At 70.5% G+C, this 24,381-nt stretch carries 22 protein-coding genes; 15 read left to right on the top strand and 7 right to left on the bottom strand.

Annotated elements, in window-relative coordinates:
* Nucleotides 1-148 precede the first annotated feature (148 nt).
* Entirely contained in the window at nt 149-1,981 is a 1,833-nt protein-coding gene (locus ABD093_RS13075) for a BCCT family transporter (RefSeq protein WP_343925033.1), read from the top strand.
* 162 nt (nt 1,982-2,143) lie between these two features.
* On the opposite strand, the gene ABD093_RS13070 is transcribed toward ABD093_RS13075, so the two are convergent.
* Together ABD093_RS13070 and ABD093_RS13065 are read right to left on the bottom strand one after the other, a co-directional pair.
* The gene (locus ABD093_RS13070; protein ID WP_343925031.1) at nt 2,144-2,665 is read right to left on the bottom strand and encodes a ferritin; all 522 of its coding nucleotides are present in this window, start codon (nt 2,663-2,665) and stop codon (nt 2,144-2,146) included.
* 95 nt (nt 2,666-2,760) lie between these two features.
* Nucleotides 2,761-3,834: a LacI family DNA-binding transcriptional regulator gene (locus ABD093_RS13065; protein ID WP_343925030.1), complete on the bottom strand. Its 1,074-nt coding sequence runs from the start codon at nt 3,832-3,834 to the stop codon at nt 2,761-2,763.
* 501 nt (nt 3,835-4,335) lie between these two features.
* On the opposite strand from ABD093_RS13065, the gene ABD093_RS13060 reads away from it, so the two are divergent.
* The 10 genes from ABD093_RS13060 to ABD093_RS13015 all read left to right on the top strand — a co-directional run bounded on the left by ABD093_RS13060 (nt 4,336) and on the right by ABD093_RS13015 (nt 15,059).
* Nucleotides 4,336-5,370 (top strand): carbohydrate ABC transporter permease, encoded by a 1,035-nt coding sequence (locus ABD093_RS13060; protein WP_343925028.1) that lies wholly within the window; start codon nt 4,336-4,338, stop codon nt 5,368-5,370.
* The gene (locus ABD093_RS13055) at nt 5,367-6,302 is read left to right on the top strand and encodes a carbohydrate ABC transporter permease (protein WP_343925026.1); all 936 of its coding nucleotides are present in this window, start codon (nt 5,367-5,369) and stop codon (nt 6,300-6,302) included. Before ABD093_RS13060 ends, ABD093_RS13055 begins: the two co-directional genes overlap by 4 nt.
* A gap of 128 nt (nt 6,303-6,430) precedes the next feature.
* Entirely contained in the window at nt 6,431-7,825 is a 1,395-nt protein-coding gene (locus ABD093_RS13050) for an ABC transporter substrate-binding protein (RefSeq protein ID WP_343925024.1), read from the top strand.
* The gene (locus tag ABD093_RS13045; protein WP_343925022.1) at nt 7,825-8,640 is read left to right on the top strand and encodes a glycerophosphodiester phosphodiesterase; all 816 of its coding nucleotides are present in this window, start codon (nt 7,825-7,827) and stop codon (nt 8,638-8,640) included. The genes ABD093_RS13050 and ABD093_RS13045 overlap by 1 nt, the downstream gene beginning before the upstream one ends.
* Complete coding sequence (locus ABD093_RS13040) at nt 8,637-9,407, top strand: glycerophosphodiester phosphodiesterase (RefSeq protein ID WP_343925020.1); 771 nt, start codon at nt 8,637-8,639, stop codon at nt 9,405-9,407. The genes ABD093_RS13045 and ABD093_RS13040 overlap by 4 nt, the downstream gene beginning before the upstream one ends.
* Before the next feature lie 196 nt (nt 9,408-9,603).
* Nucleotides 9,604-10,341 carry a glycerophosphodiester phosphodiesterase gene (locus ABD093_RS13035; RefSeq protein WP_193118535.1) on the top strand — a complete coding sequence of 246 codons (738 nt, stop codon included), beginning with the start codon at nt 9,604-9,606 and terminating at the stop codon, nt 10,339-10,341.
* A 202-nt stretch (nt 10,342-10,543) separates the two neighbouring features.
* Nucleotides 10,544-10,936: a hypothetical protein gene (locus tag ABD093_RS13030; protein ID WP_343925018.1), complete on the top strand. Its 393-nt coding sequence runs from the start codon at nt 10,544-10,546 to the stop codon at nt 10,934-10,936.
* A gap of 11 nt (nt 10,937-10,947) precedes the next feature.
* Entirely contained in the window at nt 10,948-11,172 is a 225-nt protein-coding gene (locus tag ABD093_RS13025; RefSeq protein ID WP_343925016.1) for a helix-turn-helix transcriptional regulator, read from the top strand.
* A gap of 237 nt (nt 11,173-11,409) precedes the next feature.
* Entirely contained in the window at nt 11,410-13,818 is a 2,409-nt protein-coding gene (locus tag ABD093_RS13020) for a glycoside hydrolase family 84 protein (RefSeq protein ID WP_193118532.1), read from the top strand.
* 71 nt (nt 13,819-13,889) lie between these two features.
* Nucleotides 13,890-15,059 carry a phosphotransferase gene (locus ABD093_RS13015; protein WP_193118531.1) on the top strand — a complete coding sequence of 390 codons (1,170 nt, stop codon included), beginning with the start codon at nt 13,890-13,892 and terminating at the stop codon, nt 15,057-15,059.
* Between the two features lie 3 nt (nt 15,060-15,062).
* Here ABD093_RS13015 and ABD093_RS13010 read toward each other — a convergent pair whose 3' ends face one another.
* On the bottom strand, nt 15,063-15,530 hold the full coding sequence (locus ABD093_RS13010) for an NUDIX hydrolase (protein ID WP_193118530.1): 468 nt from the start codon (nt 15,528-15,530) through the stop codon (nt 15,063-15,065).
* Between the two features lie 126 nt (nt 15,531-15,656).
* Between ABD093_RS13010 and ABD093_RS13005 the strand changes: the two genes are divergently transcribed.
* Both ABD093_RS13005 and ABD093_RS13000 read left to right on the top strand, forming a co-directional pair.
* Complete coding sequence (locus tag ABD093_RS13005) at nt 15,657-16,049, top strand: hypothetical protein (RefSeq protein ID WP_193118529.1); 393 nt, start codon at nt 15,657-15,659, stop codon at nt 16,047-16,049.
* An 89-nt stretch (nt 16,050-16,138) separates the two neighbouring features.
* Nucleotides 16,139-16,696: a TetR/AcrR family transcriptional regulator gene (locus ABD093_RS13000; protein ID WP_319021644.1), complete on the top strand. Its 558-nt coding sequence runs from the start codon at nt 16,139-16,141 to the stop codon at nt 16,694-16,696.
* A gap of 22 nt (nt 16,697-16,718) precedes the next feature.
* On the opposite strand, the gene ABD093_RS12995 is transcribed toward ABD093_RS13000, so the two are convergent.
* Nucleotides 16,719-18,014, bottom strand: coding sequence for an MFS transporter (locus ABD093_RS12995; protein ID WP_343925012.1), 1,296 nt, complete (start codon nt 18,012-18,014; stop codon nt 16,719-16,721).
* A 277-nt stretch (nt 18,015-18,291) separates the two neighbouring features.
* On the opposite strand from ABD093_RS12995, the gene gdhA reads away from it, so the two are divergent.
* Nucleotides 18,292-19,635, top strand: a complete 1,344-nt coding sequence (gene gdhA, locus ABD093_RS12990; protein WP_343925010.1) for an NADP-specific glutamate dehydrogenase — start codon at nt 18,292-18,294, stop codon at nt 19,633-19,635.
* A 118-nt stretch (nt 19,636-19,753) separates the two neighbouring features.
* On the opposite strand, the gene ABD093_RS12985 is transcribed toward gdhA, so the two are convergent.
* Nucleotides 19,754-20,293, bottom strand: coding sequence for a hypothetical protein (locus ABD093_RS12985; protein WP_343925008.1), 540 nt, complete (start codon nt 20,291-20,293; stop codon nt 19,754-19,756).
* Between the two features lie 147 nt (nt 20,294-20,440).
* Here ABD093_RS12985 and ABD093_RS12980 point away from each other — a divergent pair, with 147 nt between their 5' ends.
* A complete protein-coding gene (locus tag ABD093_RS12980) occupies nt 20,441-21,883 on the top strand; it encodes a hypothetical protein (protein ID WP_226850642.1) in 1,443 nt (480 codons plus the stop codon).
* A gap of 280 nt (nt 21,884-22,163) precedes the next feature.
* Here ABD093_RS12980 and ABD093_RS12975 read toward each other — a convergent pair whose 3' ends face one another.
* The gene (locus ABD093_RS12975) at nt 22,164-22,952 is read right to left on the bottom strand and encodes a fructosamine kinase family protein (protein ID WP_193118524.1); all 789 of its coding nucleotides are present in this window, start codon (nt 22,950-22,952) and stop codon (nt 22,164-22,166) included.
* Nucleotides 22,953-23,094: 142 nt separating this feature from the next.
* The gene (locus ABD093_RS12970; protein WP_343925005.1) at nt 23,095-24,225 is read right to left on the bottom strand and encodes an aminoglycoside phosphotransferase family protein; all 1,131 of its coding nucleotides are present in this window, start codon (nt 24,223-24,225) and stop codon (nt 23,095-23,097) included.
* Between the last annotated feature and the right edge of the window lie 156 nt (nt 24,226-24,381).

Raw genomic sequence — 24,381 nt, 5'->3', positions numbered from 1 at the left:
TCCCCGTAGGGTGGGGCGCTTCGCAACCGGACCCCTGCGGCGCTCCCGTCAGCCCATGGGCCGTTGCGGACCTCCTCCTCTGTCGTCGCCTGCCCCTCTGCCCTCCAGCAGTCCCGGCACGGCAGCGCCCTCATGAACGGACCGCGCCATGTCGCTGGACCCCTCTGCCGACCCACGTCCCTCGGAGCCTCCTCCCGGGGAACCGCTTCCTGCCGACCCGCTCCCTGCTGGTGCCGACGATGGCCCCGGCCCACGCCGCAGCCCACGCGACGACGCTCCACGCCGCGCCCGGCGCGATGCGGATCGCTTCCCGCGCGACCCGCAGGTCCCCGGCAGCACCGGCGGCGCCGTGGTGTGGGTGGCCGTGGCGCTCATCGTCGCCCTCCTCGTCGCCGCTGGCTTCTGGCCCGCGCAGATGAGCTCCGCCGCCGAGAGCGCGATGCAGTGGGTGACCACCACCGGCGGATGGTCGCTGCTGCTGATCCCGCTGTGCCTGATCGGGCTGCTGCTCGTGCTCGCCGTGACCCGCTTCGGCGACATCCGCCTGGGCCCGGACGACTCCCGCCCCGAGTACCCCACCTTCGCGTGGATCGCGATGCTGCTGGGTGCCGTGATGGGTATCGGGATGGTCACCTACGGCGTCGCCGAACCGGTCTCCCACCTGGTCACCCCTCCACACGGCCTCGCCGAGCCCGGCAGCCGGGAGGCCGTGGTCGATGCCCTGCGCTTCACGTTCCTGGACTGGGGGCTGCACGCCTGGGCGGTGTTCGCCACCTTCGGCCTGGCGATCGGGTACTCCACCCACCGCCTGGGGAACAAGGGACTGGTCTCGCCGATCCTGCGCCCGCTGATCGGCCGTCACGCCGACGGCCCGGTCGGAAAGGCGATCGACGTGCTGGTCATCCTGTCCACCCTGTTCGGCACCACGACCTCGCTGGGGCTCGGAGCCGCCCAGATCAGCCAGGGCATGAGCCGCCTGACCGGCCTCGACCTCACCACCACCGGCGTGCAGCTCGTGATCATCGCGCTGGTCACCGTGCTGTTCACGGCGTCGGCGATGAGCGGCATCGGGCGAGGGATCCGCTACCTGAGCCAGACCACGATGGTGGTGGCTGCAGCCCTGCTGCTGTTCGTCCTCGCCACCGGCCCCACCAGCTGGCTGATCAACCTCTTCCTCCGCTCGCTCGGCGGCTATGTCGGAGATTTCGTCGAGATCAGCCTGATGCTGCCCACCGACGGCGCCGACGTGGAATGGATGCAGTTCTGGACCTACTTCATGATGGCCTGGTGGATCTCCTGGGGCGCTTTCGTGGGCATCTTCCTCGCCCGCATCTCCCGCGGTCGCACGATCCGTCAGTTCGTGCTGGTCGTGCTCGGCGTGCCGAGCCTGATCTTCTCCGCCTGGTTCACCGTGTTCGGCGGCTCGGCGATGTTCATGGACCTCGAGCGCGGAACCGGGATCGGCGAGGCCGCGACCGAGAACGTCAACACCGCATTCTTCGCCCTGCTCGATGAGCTGCCGCTGACGGGTCTCACCTCGGTGGTCGCCGTGGTCCTGGTGATCATGTACTTCGTGACCAGCGCGGACTCGAACACGTACGTGCTCGCGGTGATCTCCTCCGACGGCCATCTGCACCCCAGCCGTCCGCTGATGGGCATGTGGGGCGTGCTCACCGGTGCGACGGCCGCGGTGCTGCTCTACGCAGGCGGCCTGGAGGCGCTGCAGACGGCGGTGATGCTCTCCGCGGCGCCGTTCATCTTCGTGATCCTCGCACTCGCGGTCTCGCTGGTGATGATGCTGCGTCGCGACCCGCTGATCCAGACAGGAGCGACGTCGCATCGATCCACTCCCAGGTCGGATCGGGCCGACGAAGCCTACAAGGCCGATGGAGCCGACGAGGCCCACGAATTCGCGCGGTCCGACAACGACGCTCCGTCCGATGCTCGAGAGGCAGAGGTCGTCGTGCAGACCGACGGCTGACGCACGCTCGACTCACGGGGCCCGATGTCTCCGGGGGCCGGACCCTCGGGAAGCGGACAGCGCACTGCACATGGCGAGCGGCGAACAGCGAACGGGCCGATCCGCGTCGTCGGCGGATCGGCCCGTTCGGCAGAGGTGAGGAGCTCCCAGCTCCCGCGGGGATCAGTCGGCGTCGGCCTCGGTCGACTCGGTGGGGCGGGCGCCCAGCTCGGAGTCGAGGCGCAGCAGGCCGGAGCCGTCGTCGCCGATCAGCTTCACGCGGCCGATGATCTCGGAGGCGGTGGCCTCCTCCTCGATCTGCTCGTCGACGAACCAGTTCAGCAGCGGGCGGGAGTCGTAGTCGCCTTCCTTGTCGGCGCTGCGGTACAGCTCGCGGATCGCCTCGGATACCTTCTGCTCATGCGCGAGGGCGGCCTCGAAGATCTCGAGCACCGACAGGCCCGGCGTCACGCCCGGGGCCTTGATGGCGCCGATGGCGGCGTGGTTGTCGCGGTCCGAGACGTGCTGGATGAACTTGTTGGCGTGGACGATCTCCTCATCTGCCTGGTGGCGCAGCCACGCGGCGATGCCCGGGAGGTCCTGCTCGTCGGCCTCGATCGCCAGCTGTCGGTAGGTCATCGATGCCTCGAACTCGAGGGTGATCTGTTCCTGGAACTTCTTCTCAAGGTCATTGCTCATCTTCATGGAGCCGACTATAGCTCCCTTGACGTGCGCTGTCAGCCGTGGAGAGCCTTGCCGTGCCTGAGGTCGCGTGCGAGGCCGGGGGTGGAGACCGGAGTTCACGGCCGCATCGTCTCGGGCACGGGACCGAGCGTCCGGCCGGGCAGGAACCTGCCCGCGTGCACGGTGTGACGAGCGGGCGGAGCCTGTTCGGAGTGAAGGGCCGACGGCGTGCCCTCGGGGCCGGGGCCGGGTGAGGCCTGCGCTCGCCTCAGCAGCTCGCCCATCCGGTCCACCGCCTCTCGGGCGACCTCGGCCACCGGCAGCTTCACGGTCGCCAGGCCGATGAGGTCGATGCCGTCGCTGAGCCCGTCGAAGCCCACGGTGCTGAGCTCCTCCGGGATGCGCACCCCGCGCTCGGCGGCCGCGCGCAGCAGGTCGAGAGCTACATAGTCCACCGGGCTCACGATGCAGGTCAGCTGCTCCTCGCGGGCCAGGTCGAGCGCTCTCACCACACCCTTCTCGACCGGGAGCAGCTCCACCGGCACGGTCTGCACCCCGAGCTCGGCGCACCGCTCCACGAGGCTGCGCACCCGCAGGTCGAACACCCGGGAGTAGAGCAGGGGTGCAGAGAGCACTGCGATCCGACGGTGGCCCGCCTCCGCGATCCGCTCCGCGATGAGTCGACCGTGCGCCCGCTCGTCGTAGCTGACGGACTCGATCTGCGGGTGTCGGTTGGGGCGGCCGACGATCATCATCGGCGTCGCGCTGACGGTCTCGACGAGGTCCTCGGCGGCGGTCACGCCGGTCCCGACGAACAGGCCGGCCACCCGCTGACCGATCAGACGCTTCAGCCCGTCGACCTCGGCGGTGCCGTAGTCGTGGCGGGAGGCGGTCACCGAGATCAGGGTGCGGCCCGTCGCCTCGACGGCCCGATTCATCTCGGCATGGAGGTGCCCGTAGGCCGGGTTGGTCGCGTCGCGGATCAGCAGTCCGAGCTGGGTGCCATGGCGCTGGGCCAGTCCGCTGGCCACGAGGTTGTGCACGTAGCCGAGGCGCTCGGCCGCCTCATGGACCGCGATCACCGCATCGGGGGAGACGCGCTCGCCGCCGTGGTGGAACACGCGCGACACGGTGGAGCGGGAGACCCCGGCGGTCCGCGCCACGTCCTCCATCGTCGGTGGTCGGGGCATGGTCTGGGGGTCTCCCGGCAGTCGGTGCGGGCTGCGAGGCGGCCGCGGAACGGTGTGCGTGGTCTGCGCAGGGTAGCGCAGCCCACGGCAGCCACCAGGGCGCACGGGTGACCTCCAGGTGAAGCCTCGGTGCGCGTGCGATCTGCGAGCACGGCTCCTCGGCGAACAGTTCCGGACTGCTGGATGAACACTCGGTGGACCGGCACCCCGAGGGCGCGCGCTCTGTATCGAGCGTGCGCCGCCGGTGCCCCGGAACAGCTAGATGACCTGCAGTGATGAAGGTCGTTCATGTGTGGTTCACCGGGTCGACGGGAGCGCTGGCGCGTTGCGTCGAACCCTTCCTACGGTGTGGGACGTCGGCCCTCGGAGCGGCAGCGGACCTGCAGGTGCAGAACCGTGACCAGCTCCCGTCGGGCCTGATCCGCCCGCCGGTCCACGGCCCTCCATCCGGCAGTCCGCCCTGCGGACCGCCCCTCCGACCAGGAAGCTGGGAACGCCCCCATGACACTCGCAGTCCGACCGCACCGCGATGCGGACCCCCGGGCCCGATCCCGGGGCGACCAGAACGGCGGACCGACGGATCCCGCGGATCCCTCCGGTCCGACGGACGCCGCCCGGCCGACGTTCGAGCGACGCCCGCCCTCGCCCCAGCGCCGTCGCCGGCGCCGCCGTGACGCGCTCCTGTTCGGTGCGCTGATCGCCCCGAACCTGATCGCGATCATCGTCTTCTCCTACTATCCGGCGCTCTACAACATCGGCCTGAGCTTCATGGAGTGGGACTTCGTGGCGCCGAGCCCGGAGTTCGTGGGCCTGGAGAACTACACGGACCTGTTCACCGATCCGAACTTCGGCCAGGTCATGATGAACACGCTGATCTTCACCGGCGTCAGCGTGGTCGGGTCGATCATCGGCGGCCTGCTGCTGGGCAGCCTGCTGGCCACGAAGGTCCCGCTGACCGGTTTCGCGCAGACCATGGCCTTCGCGCCGCACATGCTGCCCGGCGCGGCCGTCGGCATCCTGTGGTTGTTCATGTTCGACCCCAACTACGGGCTCTCGCGCTGGGTGTTCTCCCTGTTCGGTGCTGATTCGCCGGACTGGACCACCACCTCGGACTGGTCGCTGTGGGCGATCACCATCGCGTACACCTGGCAGCGCCTCGGCTTCGTGACGGTCATCTGCTACACCGCGATCCTCGATCTCCCCAAGGACCTCTACGAGGCGGCGGCACTGGACGGCGCGCACGGCTGGAAGCTGTTCCGCAGCCTCACGCTGCCGCTGCTGAGCCCGATCACGTTCTTCCTCTCGATCACGGGCATCATCTCCGCCGCCCAGGCCTTCGACATCATCTCGATCATGACCAGCGGCGGGCCCGGGGTCTCCTCCAGCACGCTGAGCTGGCTGGTCTACGAGGAGGCCTTCCAGAAGTTCGACATCGGCTCCGCGTCCGCGGCGGCCACCGTGCTGCTCGCGATCCTGCTGGTCATCACCTACCTGCAGGTCCGCGTCGGCGAGAAGAAGGTGAACTACTCCTCATGAGCGCTCTGACCCTCGAGAACCAGAAGCTCTCCGGCGCCGCAGGCTCGTCCGGTTCGGCCGACGCCGCCGGCGGCGGCCCCCGCGCGAACCGCGGCCGCCGGCGCGGACCGCGCCGCCCCCTGTGGCTCCGCGTCCTGCTGATCCTCGCCGTGCTCGGCACCATCGGGATGTTCCTGATCCCGCTGTACTGGCTGTTCTCCTCGTCGTTGAAGCCGCACGGCGAGATCTACTCCTGGCCGCTGCAGTGGATCCCCACCTCGCTGACGCTGGAGAACTTCACCGATGCGTGGAAGTCGGCCCCCTTCGACCGGTTCTTCCTCAACTCGATCATCACCACCGGCGTGGGCACGCTCCTGGAGCTCACGCTCGCGATCCTGTGCGCCTACGCCTTCGTGTTCGTGGAGTTCCGCTTCAAGAAGGTCGCGTTCGCGCTGATCATCGCCTCGATGATGCTGCCGGGCCACGTCACGCTGATCGTCAACTACATCACCGTGGCGAACCTCGGCTGGCTGAACTCCTACGCCGGCATCATCCTGCCCGGCATCGCGAGCGCCTTCGCGATGTTCCTGCTCTACCAGTTCATGCGGACCATCGACAAGGACATCCTGCAAGCCGCGGAGATCGACGGAGCCGGGCATCTGCGACGGATGGTCCTGATCGTGGTGCCGCTGTCGAGCCCCATGATCCTCACCGGCACGCTGATCGTGATGGTGGGCAAGTGGAACGAGTACGTGTGGCCGCTGATCGTCACCTCCACCGCGGATATGCGCACGCTGCCCATCGGCCTGCTGTTCCTCCGCAGCCAGGAGGGCTACAGCAACTGGGGCGTGATCATGGCCGGCGCCGTGTTCGTCTCCCTCCCGATGCTCATCCTCTTCTTCCTGGCCCAGAAGCGCATCATCGGCGGCCTCGCCGCAGGAGCCCTGAAGTGATCGCTGGCCACGCCCGGGCCCGACCTCTCCCGCAGCCCCCGACCTCCCGACCCGACCTCCCGACCGCTGACCCGATGACCACCCCCCGCCCGTCCCCGAACCGGACCACTCTCCAAGGAGCACCTCGTATGTCCCGTCACCTCTCCAGCCCGTCCCGTCGCAGCCTGCTCGCCGCCCTGGGACTCGGAGCCGGCGCCGCCGGCCTCGCCGCCTGCGGTTCCCCGAACGGCGGCGGCGACAACGCCGAGAGCAATGTCCGCGACGGCTTCTCGCAGGCGGATCACACCGTGCCCGCCGGCTACGAGGGCCGTACCGCGATCCTGTTCTGGGCCCCCTGGACCGGAGAGCTCTACGAGTCCCTCATGACGTTGTTCACCGAGTTCAACGAGTCGCAGGACGAGATCGTCGCGATCGCGGAGTCCGTGGGCGGCTACGCCGATCTGACGCAGAAGTTCACCGCGGCCCTGCAGGCCCGCGCGGTGCCCGACATCGTCTGCTTCCCCGAGATGCAGTGGCTGCAGTTCCATGCCTCCGACGCTCTCGCCCCGCTGGACGGGTACTTCGACGACGAGTGGAACACGGACATCTACATCCCCAACTACGTGAACGAGGGGATCGCCGCCGGGGAGACCTTCGTGGTGCCCTTCGCCCGCTCCACGCCGCTGTTCTACTTCAACCGCTCGATCTACCGCGACGCAGGCCTTCCCGAGGAGGGCCCCGAGACCTGGGAGGACCTCGCGGAGTTCGCCCCCGAGCTGGCGAAGATCGAGGTCGAGGGCCGCCCGCTGTCCGCGATGGCGTTCTCGGCCGACGCCTGGACGGGCCAGGCCGATATCTGGGGCTTCGGCGGAGCGAATGCGAACCAGGACTTCGAGGTCACGATCAACGACGAGGCCGGCGCCGAGTGGCTCGAGTGGCAGCGCAAGTTCATCCACGACGACGGCTTCGGCTACCTCGCCAAGGATGCCGGGACCGACTTCCAGGCCGGCGTGACTGCCGGCTGGCGCGGCTCGACAGCCTCGCTGACCGGCCAGACCGAGGCCGCGGGCGACAAGTTCGACGTGGGCGTGGCCTTCATGCTCTCCAAGGAGGGCGAGAAGAAGCAGGTCCCCACCGGCGGCTCCGGCCTGTCGATCGTGCGCACCGAGTCGCAGGAGCGTCAGGACGCCTGCGCCGAGCTGTTCCGCTTCCTCGCCGGCGCCGAGCAGTCCGCCGCCTGGCACATCGCCACCGGCTACGTGCCGATCGTGCAGGCCGCCGCCGAGACCCAGTCGGTCAAGGACCTCGTCGCGAAGAACCCGAACTACCTGGTGGCGCTCAACCAGCTGGAAAACGCCCGCACCGCGGACTACACCAACTGGGACTCCGGCATGGTCACCGAGATCGGCGCCACGCAGGGCCAGGTCTACGGCGACGGCGCCGATCCTCAGAAGGTCCTGGACGCCCTCGCCGCCGAGCTGCAGGACACGCTCGACGACAAGCGCGAGGGCTACGAGGCCGTCGACTTCCAGGGGTGGAAGTGATGACCACCGCAGCCCGCACCGCAGCTCCCGATGCCACGGGCGCGGCCATGGCGGCGCCCGCCCTGGCCGTGCTGCCAGCCCTCGTCGGCCACCGCGGAGCCGCTGCGGTGGAGCCCGAGAACACTGTGCTCTCGTTCCGTCGCGGCATCGCCGAGGGGTCCCAGCTGCTGGAGTGCGATGTGCACCTGAGCAGCGACGGGGTCGACGCGATCATCCACGACGCCACCATCGACCGCACCGCGCAGGACGATTCGCCCCTGCGCACCGGGGCGGTCGCCGACCTCACCCGGGCGCAGCTGGACCGGGTGCTGGTGGGCGGCGGCGAGCACCTCCCGACCCTCGAGCAGGTGCTCGACGTCGCCGTCCGGGAGGACGGCACGCGGGTGCCCGTGCTGGTGGAGATCAAGGCACCGGCCGCCGCCCGACGGGTGGTCGAGATCCTCACCGCCTACTTCCCGGGCGAGGCCTGGGAGGGGCCGACGCCTCCGGCGCTGGTGATCTCCTTCCACGCCGAGGCCCTGCGTGCCGTCAAAGAGGCCGATGCTCGGCTGCCGTTGCTGCTGACCACCACGGCGACCTCCCCGGAGTTCTTCGAGACCGCCCAGGAGCTCGGGGTCGTCCAGGTGGGGGTGCGGATCGCCGACGCCCGCCAGGCGGACGTGGTCCGGGCCCGCGAGCTCGGGGTGGAGCTGAACCTGTGGACCGCCCGCTCCGAGGAGGAGCTGGCCCGAGCCCTCGAGCTGGGCTGCGACACGATCACCGTGGACGACCCGGCGTGGGCATCCACGCTGCTGGAGGAGCTGGTGAACGCATGAACCGACGACCATCCGCCCCCCGAATCACCGGTCACCGCGGCGCGGCGGCCGTGGCCCCGGAGAACACGGTGGCCGCCTTCCGCCGCGGGGTGGCCGACGGCGCCGATCAGCTCGAGTGCGATGTGCACCTGAGCCGCGACCGGCGCGACGTGATCATCCACGACGCCACCATCGACCGCACGGCCCAGGGCGATTCGCCCCGGCGCACCGGTGCGGTCGCGGACCTCACGCGGGCCGAGCTCGACGAGGTCCTGGTGGGGGAGGGCGAGCACATCCCCACTCTCGTCCAGGTGCTCGATGCCGCGGTGCGGGAGGACGGCACACGGCTGCCCGTGCTCGTGGAGATCAAGGCCCCGGCGGCGGCCGCACTGGCCGGTCAGATCCTCCGGGACACCTTCCCCGACTCCGCCTGGTCGGGGGAGGCCGTCGCCCCGGCGCGGATCATCTCCTTCCACGCCGAGGCGCTGCGGATCGCGCTCGAGGTGGCCCCGGCCGTGCCCCGCGGGCTGCTCGTCCGGGCGCTCAGCGAGGAGGCGCTCGACGACGCGATGGCGACGAAGGCCGAGATCCTGGGCGTGAGGCTCTCGGATCTGCGCGACGGCGATTTCGACCGGATCCGCGGCGTGGGCCTGATCCCGTCGGCCTGGGCCGCCCGCACGGATGACGAGATCCGTCGGGCTGTGGATCTCGGCGTGCCGGCGATCGGGGCGGACGATCCGGCCCATGCCCGACGCGTCGTCGAGGAGCACCTCGCGTCCCGGGACTGACCGTCCCGGGACTGACCGTCCCGGGACTGACCTTCCCGGGACTGACCCCTGGCGAGCCGGGCCGCCGGTAGGGTCCAAGGATCCTTCCGTGCGCGACCCGCGCTCGATTCAGCAATCCTCGCGCTCGATCCCTGCGCTCAGCAGTCCACCACCAGCGCCGGCCCGCGGGCCGGCTCCGAAGCAGTCCAGGAGAACAATGTCCGAGCAGTCCGCCCCGTCCCTGCAGCGTCCCGCGATCGTCGGCCACCGCGGCGCCTCCGCGCACGCCCCCGAGAACACGCTCGCCGCCTTCCGGCGCGGCATCGAGGACGGCGCGCAGGTGCTCGAGTGCGATGTCCACCTCAGTGCGGACGGGCACGTCGTGGTCATGCACGACGAGACCATCGACCGCACCGCCGCGCCGGACTCCCCTCGTCGCACCGGCGCGATCGGCGACCTCACCCGCGCCGAGCTGGACACCGTGCTGCTCGCGGACGGTGAGAAGGTGCCCTCGCTCGAGGAGCTGCTGGCGATGACCACCGTGCCGATCTTCATCGAGGTCAAGGTCGCGGCGGCGGCGAAGGCAGTGGCCGAACTGCTGCGCGCGCTCCCCGTCGGATCGCCGGCGGCGGCCTCCACCGTGATCTCCTTCCATCCCGACGCGCTCTCCGAGATCCGCCGTTCCACCGACACCCCGGTCTCCTATCTCGTGAGGGAGGTCGGCGAGCAGGAGCTGGCGACCGCGCGCGAGCTCGGCGCGGCCGGCATCGGCCCGTCGATCACGGGTCTCTCGCTGCGCGCCGCCGAGGCCACGCACGAGGCAGGGCTGGCGGTGAACCCCTGGACGGTGAACACGCCCGAGCAGCTCGCCGTGGCGCTGGCGTGCGGTGTCGACACGATCACGACCGATGATCCGGCGTGGGTGCAGCACGAGCTCGACGTGCGGGGACTCTGAGCGGCACTCCTGGGCAGGGGGCCGCGAGGCGGCTGTGACCGTCAGATGACCTGCGAAGTCAAGGAACATTGACTTTTTATGTCAAGACCCCTTGACCTTGATGTCAAGGATGCCTTACATTTGGGGCACACCACGAGCGATACCGGCACTGGATGGATGGCTGGTCGATCGCGCGGGAAGCCCTCGATGCAAGGAGTTCGCCATGAATGCCGCCGCCAGCCCCCGCACTCGCGCCAACCGCGCGTTCGCCGTCCGCTTCGCGATCGGCGTCGCGCTCTACGTCCTCGGCGTCCTGTTCGCCGACATCTCCGACGTCATCGGCATCCCCGCCCTCCTCCCCGCCCTCCTGGTCTTCCCCGGCATCGGCCTCATGGCCTGGGCGAACATCGAGATGTACCGCAGCGGCGACGAGTTCGAGCGCCGCAAGATCGCCGAGGCGATCCTGCTCGCCTTCCTCATCGCGACGCCGCTGATCCTGGCCGTCGGCGTGCTGCAGTTCTCGGTGCTGCCGGAGATCAACTGGATCTTCGCGTTCTCGATCCTCATGGTCTCGTGGATCGCGGGCACCATCGTCTCCGCCGTCCGCTACCGCTGAGAGGGGGAGTCATGCGTAACGAGATCAAGGCTCGTCGTGCGGAGCTGCGCTGGTCGCAGGCCGAGCTCGGCAAGGCCCTCGGCGTCTCCCGGCAGACGGTCATCGCGCTGGAGAACGACAAGTACGACCCCTCCCTCCCGCTGGCCTTCCGGATCTCCGCCCTCTTCGGGGCCCCGATCGAGGAGATCTTCCGACCCGAGGCCGGCGTCGAGGACGGGGCTGACGAGGGGAGCTGATCCAGCTCCTCGGTACGGCCTCCCGGACTCCACCCCGAGGGCAGAGCCCCGTCTCTCCGGGGGCGTGAGCCACGTCGTGCTGTCGTTCGACCCCCGTCTCCCCGATGTTCGGAACCCCGACTCTTCTTCCTGGTACGTTGACCGGGACCCTATGGCGCGCGTCACAGTCCTGTGGCGTGCGTCGTCCCGCGTCCCCCACCCCGCGCCTCCTGCCCGAGGCCCCGGAAGGCTCCTGCTGTGAATCGATCCACCGCTGACATCTCGTCTCTCCCCACCTCCCTCACCCGCCGCGCCGCCCTCGGGCTCGGACTGGCCGCCGGCGGAACGCTCGCCCTCCCCGCGGGCGGTGCGCTTGCCGGGGGCAACGCCTCCCGGGGCGGGGATCGCACGGTGAGGCCCCAGCCCGGTGCCGTCGAGAGCGCCGACCGGGAGGTGGTCCTCAGCCGCCAGGTCAGCGTGATCGTCGGCAAGGACACCGACGCGGCCGCCCAACGAGCACTGACCGAGCTGCTGGAGACCAACGGCTGCACGGTCCGGACGGTCACCGCCCAGGGCGCCGACACCACGGCCTCCGGCACCCGCATCCACCTCGGGACCCCCGAGGACAACCCGACGCTCGCTGCGGCACTCGAGACCGTCGGCGTCGAGGGCCCCGACGGTCTCGCCGCCGACGGGTATGTGCTCGCCGCGGCGAAGGACAAGGGCGCCGTGGTGGCTCTCGCCGGGCGCGATGCACGAGGCACGTTCTACGCCGTGCAGACCCTGCGCCAGCTCCTCGCCGGGGGCACCCGTCTGCCCGCCGTGCAGGTGCGCGACGAACCGCTCATGGAGATCCGGGGCGCGATCGAGGGGTTCTACGGCATCCCCTGGTCGCATCAGGCGCGCCTGGATCACTTCGCCTTCTATGGCGCCCACAAGCTGAACACCTACATCTACACCCCGAAGGATGACCTGCTGCTGCGCTCGAAGTGGCGCGAGCTCTACGCGGGCGACGAGCTCGAGAACCTCGCCGAGCTGGTCGAGACCGCGAACGCGCACCACGTGAGCTTCACCTTCGCCCTCTCGCCCGGCAACGACATCACCTACGGCAGCGACGACGACTTCGAGGCCACGGTCACGAAGTTCGAGCAGCTGCGCGAGCTGGGCGTGACCAGCTTCTACATCGCGCTGGACGACATTCCCACCGAGCTCGGCGAGGAGGATGCCGCGCAGTTCGGCTCCCTGGCCGAGGCGCAGGTCCATTACCTCAACCGTGTGCAGACGGACTACGTCGAGGCCCACGACCTCGCCCCGCTCCAGACGGTCCCCACCCATTACTCGGGCTCCGGCCCCAGCGAGTACAAGACGGACTTCGGGGAGGGCGCCCACCCGGAGACCCGCATCCAGTGGACCGGCGAAGGGGTCTTCTCCCCGTCGATCACCGAGAAGTCCGTGGTCACGGCGGTGGCGTCGTACCACACCGAGCACCTGTACATCTGGGACAACTTCCCCGTGAACGACGGCCGGCGCGACCGCCTGTTCCTCAACCCGCTCGAGGGGCGGGCGCCGACGCTGCACGAGCATCTCGCCGGGTTCACGGCGAACCCGATGATCCAGCCGTACGCCTCGCTGATCTCCCTGGCGAACTACGCCGACTACTGCTGGAACCCGCCCGCGTACGACGCCGAGGACTCCTGGGAGGCGGCGGTCGACGAGCTCGCGGGGCCGACGGAGTCGATCCGTGAGGACCTGCGCGTGTTCACGGATCTCAACCAGAACTGGCCCTATCGCAGCGGGTCCCCGATGGCGCCGGAGCTCGCCGCCGATGTCGAGGAGTTCTGGACGGCGTACGAGTCCGGGGATGCGGCAGGGGAGGCCCTCGTCGCCCGGCTGACCGCCATCACCGAGCTCGCCCCGAGCCTCGAGCCGATGGCCTCGACCGGGTTCTACGAGGATACGAAGCCGTGGATGGTCGCCGCCGGGCAGTGGGCCCGCGCCCTCCTCGCCCAGCAGCAGATGCTCCTCGCGCTCACCGAGGGCCGGCTCGAGGACGCCTCCGCCGCGGCGGCCGGCGTGGCGGAGCACATCGCCGCTGCGGGCCAGGCCACGGTGCCCGACCAGCGCGCCGACGGCGTCTACAAGGAGAACCAGATCGTCCCGAGCGTGGGCGACGGCGTGTTCGAGGGCTTCATCGCGCGGGCCTGGGAGGAGCTGCGCGAGGTGCTGCCGGAGGATCCGTCCCTGCCGTTCCGCGGCCTGCCGGGCACGGCGACCACCACGCTGGGCACGTACAAGGACTATGCGATCGAGCGGATCGTCGACGGCGACCTCGCGACCATGTTCTGGTCCAGCAAGGCCCCGAAGGTCGACGACGTGGTGCAGGTCGAGCTCGAGGAGACCCACCCGATCCGGCACGTGCAGGTGCAGATGGCCAAGAGCGACTCGACCCCCGGCGACCAGGTCTACGAGGGGGTCCTCGAGCTCTCCGCCGACGGGGAGACGTGGACCGAGATCGGCACGACCGACGGTTCCGCCGTGGCCACGGCGACCCTGGACGAACCCCTCGACGCCCGCTTCTGCCGCCTTCGCGTCACTGCGAAGAACCCCACCGGTCAGTGGGTGCAGATCCGCGAGTTCGGCGTCGGGGAGACCCCGCCGGCCTCCTGAGGTGCAGGGCCGGGGTGCGGCGCCGGGGCGCGGTGATGCCGCGCCCCGGCGGCCCGCCTACTCTGAGGTGCATGCCCGCGTACCCGCTGACCGCCGCACGGCGCGACCAGATCTGCTCCGCGCTGTCCCGTCTCGCCGGCGGCCCCGTGAGAGTGACCTCTGAGCAGCACGTCGGTCACGAGTCGGCGCCCGTCACCCGTCTCGGCCTGGATCGGGACATTCCCGGAATCGGCTCGACGGTCGTGGCCAAGACCCGCCGAGTCGACGGGGAAGGGCACGGTGGTCCGGCGTTCCTGCGCCGCGAGGTCGCGGCGCTGCGAACCGCCGCGTCCAGCGGGGTCACCGCCCAGGGGATCCATGTCGACGACGACGCGGGCGTGATGCTCCAGACCGACCTGGGCGAGTGGCCGACCCTGCAGGACGTCCTGCTCGGTGACGATCCGGCGGCTGCTGCCCGGGGCATGGTCGAGATGGCCACTGCCGTCGGCCGGTTGCATGCCAGCACGATCGACCGGCGTGCTGAGCACCAGCGACACCTCGCCGCCTTCTCCGCGGACGTGGAGACCGGCCAGATGTACGTAGACGGCGCGGAGCACTGGGACGGGATCGAACAGGCCTGCACCGAGCTCGGCCTTCCGTCCGCGACGAGGGCTCGCAACGAGGTGACCTGCCTCCTGGCGCGATCCACCGGCCCAGGCCCCTCCTCAGCGCTCATCCATCGGGACCTGAACCCGACGAATGTGCTGCTCACCGATGCCGGAGCACGCCTGGTCGACGTCGAGGGAAGCGGCTTCGGGCACCTCGGGATCGACGCCTGCTTCCTGCACTACCCGTTCCCGCATCACAGCAGCCCCTGGGGACTGCTGCCGGATGGCGTCGTCGACTCCGCCGACGCGGCCTACCGCACAGCCCTCGCCGACGGCGGCGCGCACCAGGTTCTCGACTCCTATGGCCAGCTGCTCGCGGAGGGCGCAGCCATCGTCCTGATCGGACGGATCAGCAGGCTGCGACAGGTCTCCCGGCCGGACCAGGCGCCGCAGGACAGCTGGCGTCGCCGCGGGCAGGTGGTGCAGCAGATACGCACCTTCCTGCAGCTCGCGGAGCGGGCCGAGGGGCTGGCTGCCGTCAGCGACTGGCTCGGCGCGCTGAGGGACGCGATGATCGCCCGGTGGCCGGACGCCACGCAACCGTCGGCACCGCTGTTCCCGGCGTTCGTCGAGGAGGGGCCGCTGTCCCGGTAGCACTCAGCTGCCGGTCGTGCGCCGGAGGCTCTCGTAGGCCTGGTCGACGATGCCCGCTCGGGGCTCGTGGTCCGGGAGCCCTGTCAGCGGCATCCAGCGTGCCTCGTCCGTCGTCCCACCGATCTCGGTGGTCCCGAGCTCCCCGCCGATCTCGGTGGTCCCGAGCTCCCCGCCGACGATGGTGGCCTCGAAGATGATGCGGACCGCTTTGAACGGTCGCGGCGACCTGGAGCCCACGTCCGCTGTCATCGTGCTGCTGAACAGCGGTCGGCCGACGGCCACATGGAACCCGGTCTCCTCGAAGACCTCGCGCGCCACAGCCGCCTCGAGGGACTCCTCGAACTCGACCCCGCCGCCGGGGAGGGTCCACAGCGGAGCGGCGCCGTTGAACCAGGTCAGCAGGATGTGTCCGTGGCCATCGGTGATCACGGCATAGGCGCTCAAACGCGTGTCCCACTCGGTGAAATCCATCGCGTCAACGTACCAGCGGGGCATTCGCTCGAGGGAGCGAGAGCGGCGTCATCTCGCCGACGGAGTCAGCAAGGATGGCAGGATCAGGACTCACGCACCGCACATCGCGCAGCAGGGAGTTCGGATATGGGCAGACTACGTCGCTCCAGGCAGCGACTGACCGCTCTGGGAGCCGCCGTGCTCCTCCTCGCCGGCTGTTCGGCGACGACCAGCTACAGCGACGCGGGGGACCAGCTGCCGCAATCCGACCTGGTGGACGCTCTGCCCACCGCGTGGGAGAGCACCGAGATCGTCGACGACACCCACATCCGTGTGACCTTCCTGGGCGGCGTCGACGACTGCTACGGCCATGACGTCGACGTCGAGGAGACGGCCAGCTCGATCACGATCTCGGCCTCCACCGGGGGCCTCCCGCGTCACATCGGGGGATGCGACGCCCCTCTGCTCGAGTACACGACCCTCGTCGAGACCGAGCAGCCCGTCGGCGATCGGACGATCGTCGACGGCCATGCCGAGTGACCCACGTGCCGTCGTCCGCGACGGCGCCTTCGACCCGAGCGCCGAGTCCGACGGTCGCGTATCCGCCCGACCCCGCTAGGGTCAGGTCCGTGCCCGATTCCGCCCGTACCCGCCGCCATGACCCGCAGCGCCGCGACCGCATCATCGATGCCTGTCTCGACGTGATCGCGGAGCACGGCGTGGCCGGCACGTCGCACCGCCGGGTCGCGGCGGCCGCGGACGTCCCGCTGGGGTCGATGACCTATCACTTCGACGGGATGGACGACCTGCTGCGCGAGGCCTTCTTCCGCTACGCGGATCGGGGCGCGGCCCTGGTGGAGCGCCGGATGGCGTCGGCCACGACTCTCGACGAGGCGCTCGATGCTTTCGCCGCGAACATCGACGAGGACGTCTTCGTGACCCAGCGCGACCTGGTCATCAGCCAGGAGCTCTATACCCTGGCGGCCCGCCGTCCGGAGTTCCGGGACATCACCAGCGGCTGGATGGCGCGCACGCGGGCCACGTTGGCGCCCTTCGTCGACGCCGACACCGCGGTCATGCTGGACGCCCTGAACGAGGGCCTCGCCCTGCATCGTGCGCTGCACATCGATCCGTCGGCCGCCGCGCTGATCCGCGGCGCGCTGGGGCGCCTGGCCCGGCCGGACTGACTGTTGGGAGGGACCGGTCTGATCAGAGTCCGGCGGAGGCGTTCTCGGGCTCGGTCTCCCGTGCTGCGCGCCGGCCGCTGAGCACACCGGCCAGCGCGATCACCAGCGCTCCGGCGATCGGGACCACGAGCAGGCCGTAGCGGAGCCCGGCGGCATCGGCCACCAGGCCCACCAGCGGAGGTGAGGCGAGGAACCCCAGCCGCATCAGCCAGGACACGACCGTGAGACCGGTGCCGTGGCGCAGCCCGGGCAGGTCGTCGGCCTCCTGCATCGCGGCGGGCACCAGGGTCGCGCTGCCCAGCCCGGCCAGGGCGAAACCGATGATCGTGCCGGGCACGGTCGGGAACGCCAGCGCGGTGGCCATGCCCACGGCGATGATCAGGCCGCCGGCGCGGGCCACGGTGCGCTGCCCGAAGCGGTCCACCAGGGAGTCACCGGCCAGACGCCCCACGAACTGCGCACCCACCAGGGCGATGTATCCGGTGGCGGCGATCGCCGCCGGGGCGCCGAGGTCACGGGCGAGGTAGAGGGTCGCCCAGGAGTTCCCGGCGTCCTCGACGAGCGTGCCGCCGATGGCGATCACGATGAGAGCTGCCAGCAGGGGCACGGTGCGTCCGCGACGCGGGCGCAGGGCGGCCGACGGGGGAGCGCCTGCGGCGTCGGTCGCGGCCGTGTCGTCGGTCGCGCCCGTGCCGTCCGGGACTGCGGTGCTGGTGCCGACGTCGGCTCCGCCTGCGGAGTTCTCCGGGTCCTTGCCCGGGAGAGCGAAGCGGAGCGCCACCAGGGAGATGACGGCGAACAGCGCTCCGGAGACGCCCAGATGCACCCGCAGGGGCACATCGAGCGCGATCGCCAGGGCTGCCATGGAGCCGCCGAGCACCGCTCCGATGGACCACACGGCATGGAAGGAGTTGATGATAGAGCGTCCGTAGCGGCGCTGGACCCGCAGGCCGTGGGCGTTCTGGGCGACGTCGGTGATCGCGTCGCACGCTCCGGCGACGAGGAGCGCGAGCGCCAGGAGGCCGGCGACTGGTGCCCAGGAGGCGGCGCAGAGCCCGATCGCCGTGAGGATCGTGCCGGCCACCGCCAGCGGGGCGGATCCGACGCGTCGGATCAGCGCTCCGGCTCCCAGTCCGGCGAGGATCGCGCCGGCGGGGAACGCGGCGAGTACCAGGCCGTAGGTGGAGTTCGCCAGGCCCAGCTCTCCCTTGATCTCGGGATAGCGGGGCAGGAGGTTCGCGAGCAGAGCGCCGTTGGTCAGGAACATCGCGGCGACGGCGCCACGGGCGCGGCGCACCTCTGGGAGGGGAAGAGGCATGCGTACGATCGTACTTAACGACCTGATGTGCTGTCGACAGTGATCCTCGCCTCGCTGCGCCGGCGGGTTGCCCGATCTGCGGAAATCGGTGTCGAGCAGGGACTTCTGCTGAATCCGACGAGAACTGCCCCGGAGAGTGGCTCACTGCTCGGACGCGGTGTTCCAACATCTGGGATGACTACGTACTCTGGAACGGCTCTGACCGTAGGTCGCCGCGGGCCCCCGTGCCCGCTGTCACCGCAGACTCTCCTCCCCAGGGGACCCTGAAAGGACCGCGATGATCGATTCGATGCTCCAGAACACGTATGACCAGGTGCTGCACCGCAACCCCGGCGAACCCGAGTTCCACCAGGCAGTGCGCGAGGTCTTTGAGTCGCTCGAGTACATCCAGGGCCGCCACCCGGAGTACAACGATCAGGGCATCCTCATGCGCCTGTGCGAGCCGGAGCGTCAGATCATCTTCCGCGTCCCGTGGGTCGATGACCAGAACGTCGTGCAGATCAACCGCGGCTTCCGCGTCGAGTACAACTCCGCGCTCGGCCCGTACAAGGGCGGTCTGCGCTTCCACCCCAGCGTGAACCTCGGCATCGTGAAGTTCCTCGGCTTCGAGCAGATCTTCAAGAACTCCCTGACCGGCCTGCCCATCGGCGGCGGCAAGGGCGGCTCCGACTTCGATCCGCACGGCCGCAGCGACGGCGAGGTCATGCGCTTCTGCCAGTCGTTCATGACCGAGCTGCACCGCCACATGGGTGAGTACACCGACGTCCCCGCCGGTGACATCGGCGTGGGCGCCCGCGAGATCGGCTACCTCTTCGGTCAGTACAAGCGCCTGACCAACCGCTACGAAGCCGGCGTGCTCACCGGCAAGGGCCTGGACTGGGGCGGTTCGCTCGTGCGCAAGGAGGCCACCGGCTACGGCGCGGCCATCTTCGCCGACGAGATGCTCAAGGCCCGCGGCAAGTCCTTCGACGGCCGCCGCGTCGCCGTCTCCGGCTCCGGCAACGTCGCGATCTACGCGATCGAGAAGGCCAGGCAGCTCGGCGGCGTCCCGATCACCGCCTCGGACTCCTCCGGCTATGTGGTCGACGAGAACGGCATCGACCTCGACCTGCTCCGGCAGATCAAGGAGGTCGAGCGCGGCCGCATCACCGAGTACGCCGAGCGTCGTGGCAACGGCGCACGGTTCGTCGCCGGCGGCAGCGTCTGGGACGTCCCCGTGGACATCGCTCTGCCCAGCGCCACCCAGAACGAGCTCGACGTCGACGCGGCCCGCACTCTGGTCAAGAACGGCGTGCTCGCCGTCTCCGAGGGCGCGAACATGCCCTGCACCCCCGAGGCCGTGGGCGTGCTCCGCGACGCCGACGTGGCCTTCGGCCCGGGTAAGGCCGCGAACGCCGGCGGCGTCGCGACCTCCGCCCTGGAGATGCAGCAGAATGCGAGCCGCGACGCGTGGAGCTTCGAGCACACCGAGCAGCGCCTCACCGAGATCATGAAGAACATCCACGCCACCTGCCTGGAGACGGCCGACGAGCTCGGTCGCCCCGGTGACTACGTGGTGGGCGCGAACGTGGCCGGCTTCCGCAAGGTCGCCGACGCCATGATCGCCTTCGGAGTGATCTGAGCCGGCCCTGATGTGAGCTGACCGGGTCCGTCCCGGCGCCCGACGCCACTGTGCGCTGCGCTTCCTCCGGGGAGGCGCAGCGCACCGTGCGTTCATCGTCCGGGTGCGGAGTGCTGGGTCAGGTGACCGTCACGGTGAGCTCGATCGGATCGATGTCGCGAGGCCCCTGGTCGCAGTCCTCGGCGATGTCGACGCGGTAGCAGTGCACGATCCGCACCGTCGAGGTGCCGGGCGCGACGCCGGTGAGCTCGATGGCGTGAGGGGTGGTGCCGCCCGCTTCGGGGCCGTCCCGGCGTGCACGCACCCCGAACACCTCGGCGCCCTGGACCACGTGGGCGGTGACGACGCCGTCGTCCACGGCGGCGTACTCGGCGGCGTCGCCCTCCTGCAGGGGGACCGCACCCCAGCGGTCCCCGATGCTCGGCGACCACTCGCCGAGATCCACCTGGGCCGTCTCGCCGACCTCGATCGACACCTCGTCCGTGCCCTCGGGCAGCAGGTCCGGATCCAGCAGATAGCAGCTGGTAAGAGCCAGGGTCAGAACCGCGGCGACCGTCGTTCCCCGGCGGAGGCGGCGCCTGCGATGTCGCCGCGGGCGTCGGCGATCGCCGCGCTCTCCGAGTGGATTCTGCGCTGTCGTGGCATCACGTCGTTCCATGTCGGCTCCCCCTGAGCATGTCGAGCGGTTCCCCCAGCAGGCGACCCCCATCGCCCCGTTCAGGGTACCCGCCGAGTATGACCCGGGGCACCCTCCCATTGCTGAGAACAGTTCTCAGGAACTGCTACTGTTCTGATCATGATTCAGATGAGAACCATTGTCATGAAACGGCGTGCTGTTGCGCTCCTCGGTGTCGGCGTGCTCGCGCTCTCCGCCTGCGGCGGTCCGGCTGGAGGCGGTTCAGACGGGTCCGACGGAGCCTCCGACGGCGGGACGGCCGGCGACGCGGCGGCCCCGGAGACGGACCGCACCGAGGTGGCCGCTCTCTCGCCGCGCATCGTGCTCGCCCACGAGGGCGGCGTGACCACGCTGGACTCCTCCGACGGCAGCACCGTCGGCAGCTCCGACGTCGAGGGGTACGTGCGGCTGAATCCGGCCGGGGACGGCCGCCACGTCGCCGTCAGCGCCTCCGACGCCATCACGATGTACGACACCGGCCTGCTCGCCCAGGGCCACGGCGACCACTTCCACTACTACGTGCAGGACCCCGCCCTCACCGATCTGTCCGTCCCGGCGCCGATGCCCGGCCACGTCGTCCCCCACGGGGACCGCACCGCCCTGTTCGCCGACGGCACCGGCGACATCACCCTGATCGACCCCACCGCGCTGGTCGACGGCGACCTCGGGATCCTCGAGGAGACCAGCACCGAGGCCCCCCACCACGGCGTCGCGGTACCGCTCTCCGACGGGGGCCTGCTCGTCACCCAGGGCACCGAGGACGAGCGCCACACTGTGCAGGCGCTCGACGCCGACGGGAACGTCACCGCCGAGACCGACGACTGCCCCGGCGTGCACGGCGAAGCCGCTGCGAAGCCCACGGAATCCGGCGACGTGATCAGCCTGGGCTGCGAGAACGGCTCCGTGATCTACCGCGACGGCGAGTTCCACAAGGTCGCGATCGACGGCGACTTCCAGCGCTCCGGCAACCAGAAGGGTCACGAGGACTCGTCGATCGTGCTGGCCGACCACAAGGTCGAGGCCGATCCCGAGGGCGGTGCCGAGCACCCCACCGAGATCGCCCTGATCGACACCAGCGACAACACCCAGCAGATCGTGGACCTGGGCTCGGAGTACTGGTTCCGCTCCCTGGACCGCGGTCCGAACGGTGAGGCCCTGGTGCTCACCGCCGACGGCGAGCTGAACATCCTGGACCCCGAGAGCGGCGAGATTCTCCACGAGGTCCCCGTGACGGGGGAGTGGACCGAGCCGGACAACTGGCAGGAGGCCGGCCCCATGATGTCCGTGGCCGACGGCACCGCCTTCGTCGTCGACCCCGCGGCGCAGAAGCTCACGATGGTCGACGTCGCCAGCGGCGAGATCTACCGCGAGCTGGACCTGCCCGTGGTGCCGCACGAGATCCAGGTGACCACCGGGACCGCGTCAGGCGAGTACGAGATCGCGCCGGGCGCCGACGAGCACGACGATGCCGAGGCGAGTGAGCACGACGACCACGACGAGTCGGAGGCGAGCGACGCCGGCGGCCACGAGGAGCACGAGGGCGACGCGGAGCACGAAGACCACGACCACTGACCTGGACTCGAGCGGCATGCTGCCGCTGAGGCCGACTCCGGTCACGGCCTGACGCCAGACGCCCGACCCCGGTCGACACTGTGACCTTCCTGTCCCCACCATCCCTCCAGAACGCGAGTGTGCGCTGCACTTCCCTCGGTGGAAGCACAGCGCACACTCGCGTCGTGCAAGGGCTCCGGAGGCGTCCTGAACTCCTCCTGCGCTCGTCCTGCACCTGTCGCGCGGGCCTCGGCGCGGGTGGCCGATCGGTGCCGGTGGTGTGGTGGGGAGTCTGCGGGGCTCAGAACCCCAGCTCGTCACCCCGGGCGATGATCGACTCGGCGGTGGCGATCGCCTGGTCCACGTAGGCCTCGCCGAACAGGTGCACGTGGGCGAGCAGGCCGAAGAACAGGTGGGCGGGCAGGTCCTGCTGCCAGTCGCCGGGCATCGGGTGCTCGCTCTCGTAGCCCTCGAAGATCTCGTCGAGGAAGGGCGCGCTGAACAGGGACAGCATCGCGAGGTCCTCGAGGCGGTGGCCGCCGTGGGCCGACGGGTCGATGAGGGTGGCGCCGTCCGCGGTCCACAGCAGGTTCCCCGACCACAGGTCGCCGTGGACCCGTGAGGGCTCCTCGGCGCCCTGTCCGCTGATGCCGTCGAAGGCGCCGTCGGCGATCACGTCGATCGCCTCGTCGACGGTGTCGTGCCCGTCGGCGCCGAGGGTGCGGGTGATGCGGTCGGCCAGGGGGCGCAGGCGGTCGTCGGCCCAGAAGTCGGGGAAGTCCTCGTGCTCGACGGTCGGGACGTCGAAGGGGCTCTCGAGGGGGCCGAACCAGGCACCGTCCCCCGGGGTCCAGCCGAAGCCGGGCGCCCCGGCGTCGTGCAGGCGGGCCAGCTGCGCGCCGAAGGCGCGGGCGGCGTCGGCCGACGGGGCGATCTCCTCGAGGCGCTCCAGGCGCAGCTCGCCCTTGCCCACCTCGAGCACCGGGACCACCGGCACCGTCTTCGGCTCTGCCAGCCACTCGAGGCCGGCGGCCTCCGCGGCGAAGTACCCCTTGGGGGCGTTCGGACCGTTCTTCACGAAGTCGCTCATGGCCCCACCGTACGCAGATCGCCCCGGAGGGCAACCGCGCCCGGCCTGAGCGTGGCACAGCACGCAGGATGCGCCCGTCTGCCCGTCTGCCCGTCTGCCCGTCTGCCCGTCTGCCCGTCTGTCCGTCTGCCCGGCCCGGAGGTCAGTCGGGGAGCCCGAGCTCCCGGGCGAGGGTGCCGCGCAGGATCGGGAGCACCCGACGGTGGGAGGCACGGGTGGAGGCGCGCGAGGCGACGTGGACGAGCATCGCGGTGCGCTCGTACGCGGTCCACGCCCGCATCCGGTCGCGGAGCGAGGCGGTGTCGGCGACCGAGGCGGGCAGCTCGCCGTTCTCCCCGCGTGCCTGCACGTAGGTGTCGACGAAGGTGGTGATCTGCTCCTCGACCAGGGGGACGTACCAGGGCCCGCCGTGTACAGCGCCGCCGATGATCGCGAGGTCGCGGGCAGGGTCGTCGCCCTGCGCCCACTCGAAGTCGATGTACCGCACCACCGAGGCGTGCTCCCACAGGATGTTCGTGGCGCACAGGTCGCCGTGGGACAGCACGAAGCCGTCCAGCCCGGCGATCTCCCCCTCGACCGCCGCGACCCGCGCGAGCGCCGCCTCGAGGAAGGGCTCCAGGCCGTGCTCTTCGATCACGGGACCGTGCGCGCCGCGCCAGGCCGCGACCTCCTCCTCCACCTCGTTGAGCAGGGACGGGACGCCGCGAGGCACCGCCGCCCACGGGTCCGCGCCGAGCACCACCGGGCCACGGCCCGGGGCGGGGACGCCGTGGAGCCGGGCGAGCACCCGCGCGTGCGCGGCCAGGCCCTGGTCGCTCCAGGCCTCGGGGGCCGCCGCGGTGCCGGGCACGTCGGACGCGACGACATAGGCGTGCCCGATCGGGCTGGTCACGGGATCATCGTGGACGGCGATCGGTGCGGGCCCCACCCCGGTGGGGATCAGGGTCAGCGCCGCGATCTCCTGGGAGAGGTCCTGGTGCAGCTCATCCGGCGGGACATGGGGGATCCGCACGATGAGCGGGGCGTTCTCCTGAGGCGTCACACGCCAGGCGGCGAAGCGCTCGCCCACCCCCGCGAGCGAGACGCGGGCGGTGCCGGACAGCGAGGCGGGCAGCACGGAGCGGTGCAGGCCGGGCAGGTGCACGGGGGAGGAGTCCGCGCCCAGCGGCATGATCAGCGCGCCGGTGCGCCACGCCTCGACCAGCCGCTGCCCCATCGCGGGCGATGCCGGATCCAGCAGGGCCGTGGGGTGATCGGGCGCAGCGGGGACCATGTCGACTCCTGGGAAGCGGGGCCTTCGATCCTACGTGGGCAGGATTCGGGGAGTTTCCTTCGCCACGAGGAGGGCTGACTGTGAGGATGGCTTTGTCGGCCTTGTGCTGATGGGGTGTGTTCGACGGCACCGGGTGTGACCCGAGAGCTGACTGGC

Origin of the sequence: Brachybacterium tyrofermentans (assembly GCF_039526165.1) — a bacterium.
GTDB lineage: Bacteria > Actinomycetota > Actinomycetes > Actinomycetales > Dermabacteraceae > Brachybacterium > Brachybacterium tyrofermentans.
Note: the sequence above shows the minus strand (reverse complement) of the source record. Positions and strands in the feature narration are given on the sequence as shown.

What these genes read in the sequence shown, in the direction of transcription:
- ABD093_RS13075 (WP_343925033.1), top strand. Translation starts at nt 149, where the DNA reads ATGTCGCTGGACCCCTCTGCCGACCCACGTCCCTCGGAGCCTCCTCCC.
- ABD093_RS13070 (WP_343925031.1), bottom strand. Translation starts at nt 2,665, where the DNA reads ATGAAGATGAGCAATGACCTTGAGAAGAAGTTCCAGGAACAGATCACC.
- ABD093_RS13065 (WP_343925030.1), bottom strand. Translation starts at nt 3,834, where the DNA reads ATGCCCCGACCACCGACGATGGAGGACGTGGCGCGGACCGCCGGGGTC.
- ABD093_RS13060 (WP_343925028.1), top strand. Translation starts at nt 4,336, where the DNA reads ATGACACTCGCAGTCCGACCGCACCGCGATGCGGACCCCCGGGCCCGA.
- ABD093_RS13055 (WP_343925026.1), top strand. Translation starts at nt 5,367, where the DNA reads ATGAGCGCTCTGACCCTCGAGAACCAGAAGCTCTCCGGCGCCGCAGGC.
- ABD093_RS13050 (WP_343925024.1), top strand. Translation starts at nt 6,431, where the DNA reads ATGTCCCGTCACCTCTCCAGCCCGTCCCGTCGCAGCCTGCTCGCCGCC.
- ABD093_RS13045 (WP_343925022.1), top strand. Translation starts at nt 7,825, where the DNA reads ATGACCACCGCAGCCCGCACCGCAGCTCCCGATGCCACGGGCGCGGCC.
- ABD093_RS13040 (WP_343925020.1), top strand. Translation starts at nt 8,637, where the DNA reads ATGAACCGACGACCATCCGCCCCCCGAATCACCGGTCACCGCGGCGCG.
- ABD093_RS13035 (WP_193118535.1), top strand. Translation starts at nt 9,604, where the DNA reads ATGTCCGAGCAGTCCGCCCCGTCCCTGCAGCGTCCCGCGATCGTCGGC.
- ABD093_RS13030 (WP_343925018.1), top strand. Translation starts at nt 10,544, where the DNA reads ATGAATGCCGCCGCCAGCCCCCGCACTCGCGCCAACCGCGCGTTCGCC.
- ABD093_RS13025 (WP_343925016.1), top strand. Translation starts at nt 10,948, where the DNA reads ATGCGTAACGAGATCAAGGCTCGTCGTGCGGAGCTGCGCTGGTCGCAG.
- ABD093_RS13015 (WP_193118531.1), top strand. Translation starts at nt 13,890, where the DNA reads ATGCCCGCGTACCCGCTGACCGCCGCACGGCGCGACCAGATCTGCTCC.
- ABD093_RS13010 (WP_193118530.1), bottom strand. Translation starts at nt 15,530, where the DNA reads ATGGATTTCACCGAGTGGGACACGCGTTTGAGCGCCTATGCCGTGATC.
- ABD093_RS13005 (WP_193118529.1), top strand. Translation starts at nt 15,657, where the DNA reads ATGGGCAGACTACGTCGCTCCAGGCAGCGACTGACCGCTCTGGGAGCC.
- ABD093_RS12995 (WP_343925012.1), bottom strand. Translation starts at nt 18,014, where the DNA reads ATGCCTCTTCCCCTCCCAGAGGTGCGCCGCGCCCGTGGCGCCGTCGCC.
- gdhA (WP_343925010.1), top strand. Translation starts at nt 18,292, where the DNA reads ATGATCGATTCGATGCTCCAGAACACGTATGACCAGGTGCTGCACCGC.
- ABD093_RS12985 (WP_343925008.1), bottom strand. Translation starts at nt 20,293, where the DNA reads ATGGAACGACGTGATGCCACGACAGCGCAGAATCCACTCGGAGAGCGC.
- ABD093_RS12980 (WP_226850642.1), top strand. Translation starts at nt 20,441, where the DNA reads ATGAGAACCATTGTCATGAAACGGCGTGCTGTTGCGCTCCTCGGTGTC.
- ABD093_RS12975 (WP_193118524.1), bottom strand. Translation starts at nt 22,952, where the DNA reads ATGAGCGACTTCGTGAAGAACGGTCCGAACGCCCCCAAGGGGTACTTC.
- ABD093_RS12970 (WP_343925005.1), bottom strand. Translation starts at nt 24,225, where the DNA reads ATGGTCCCCGCTGCGCCCGATCACCCCACGGCCCTGCTGGATCCGGCA.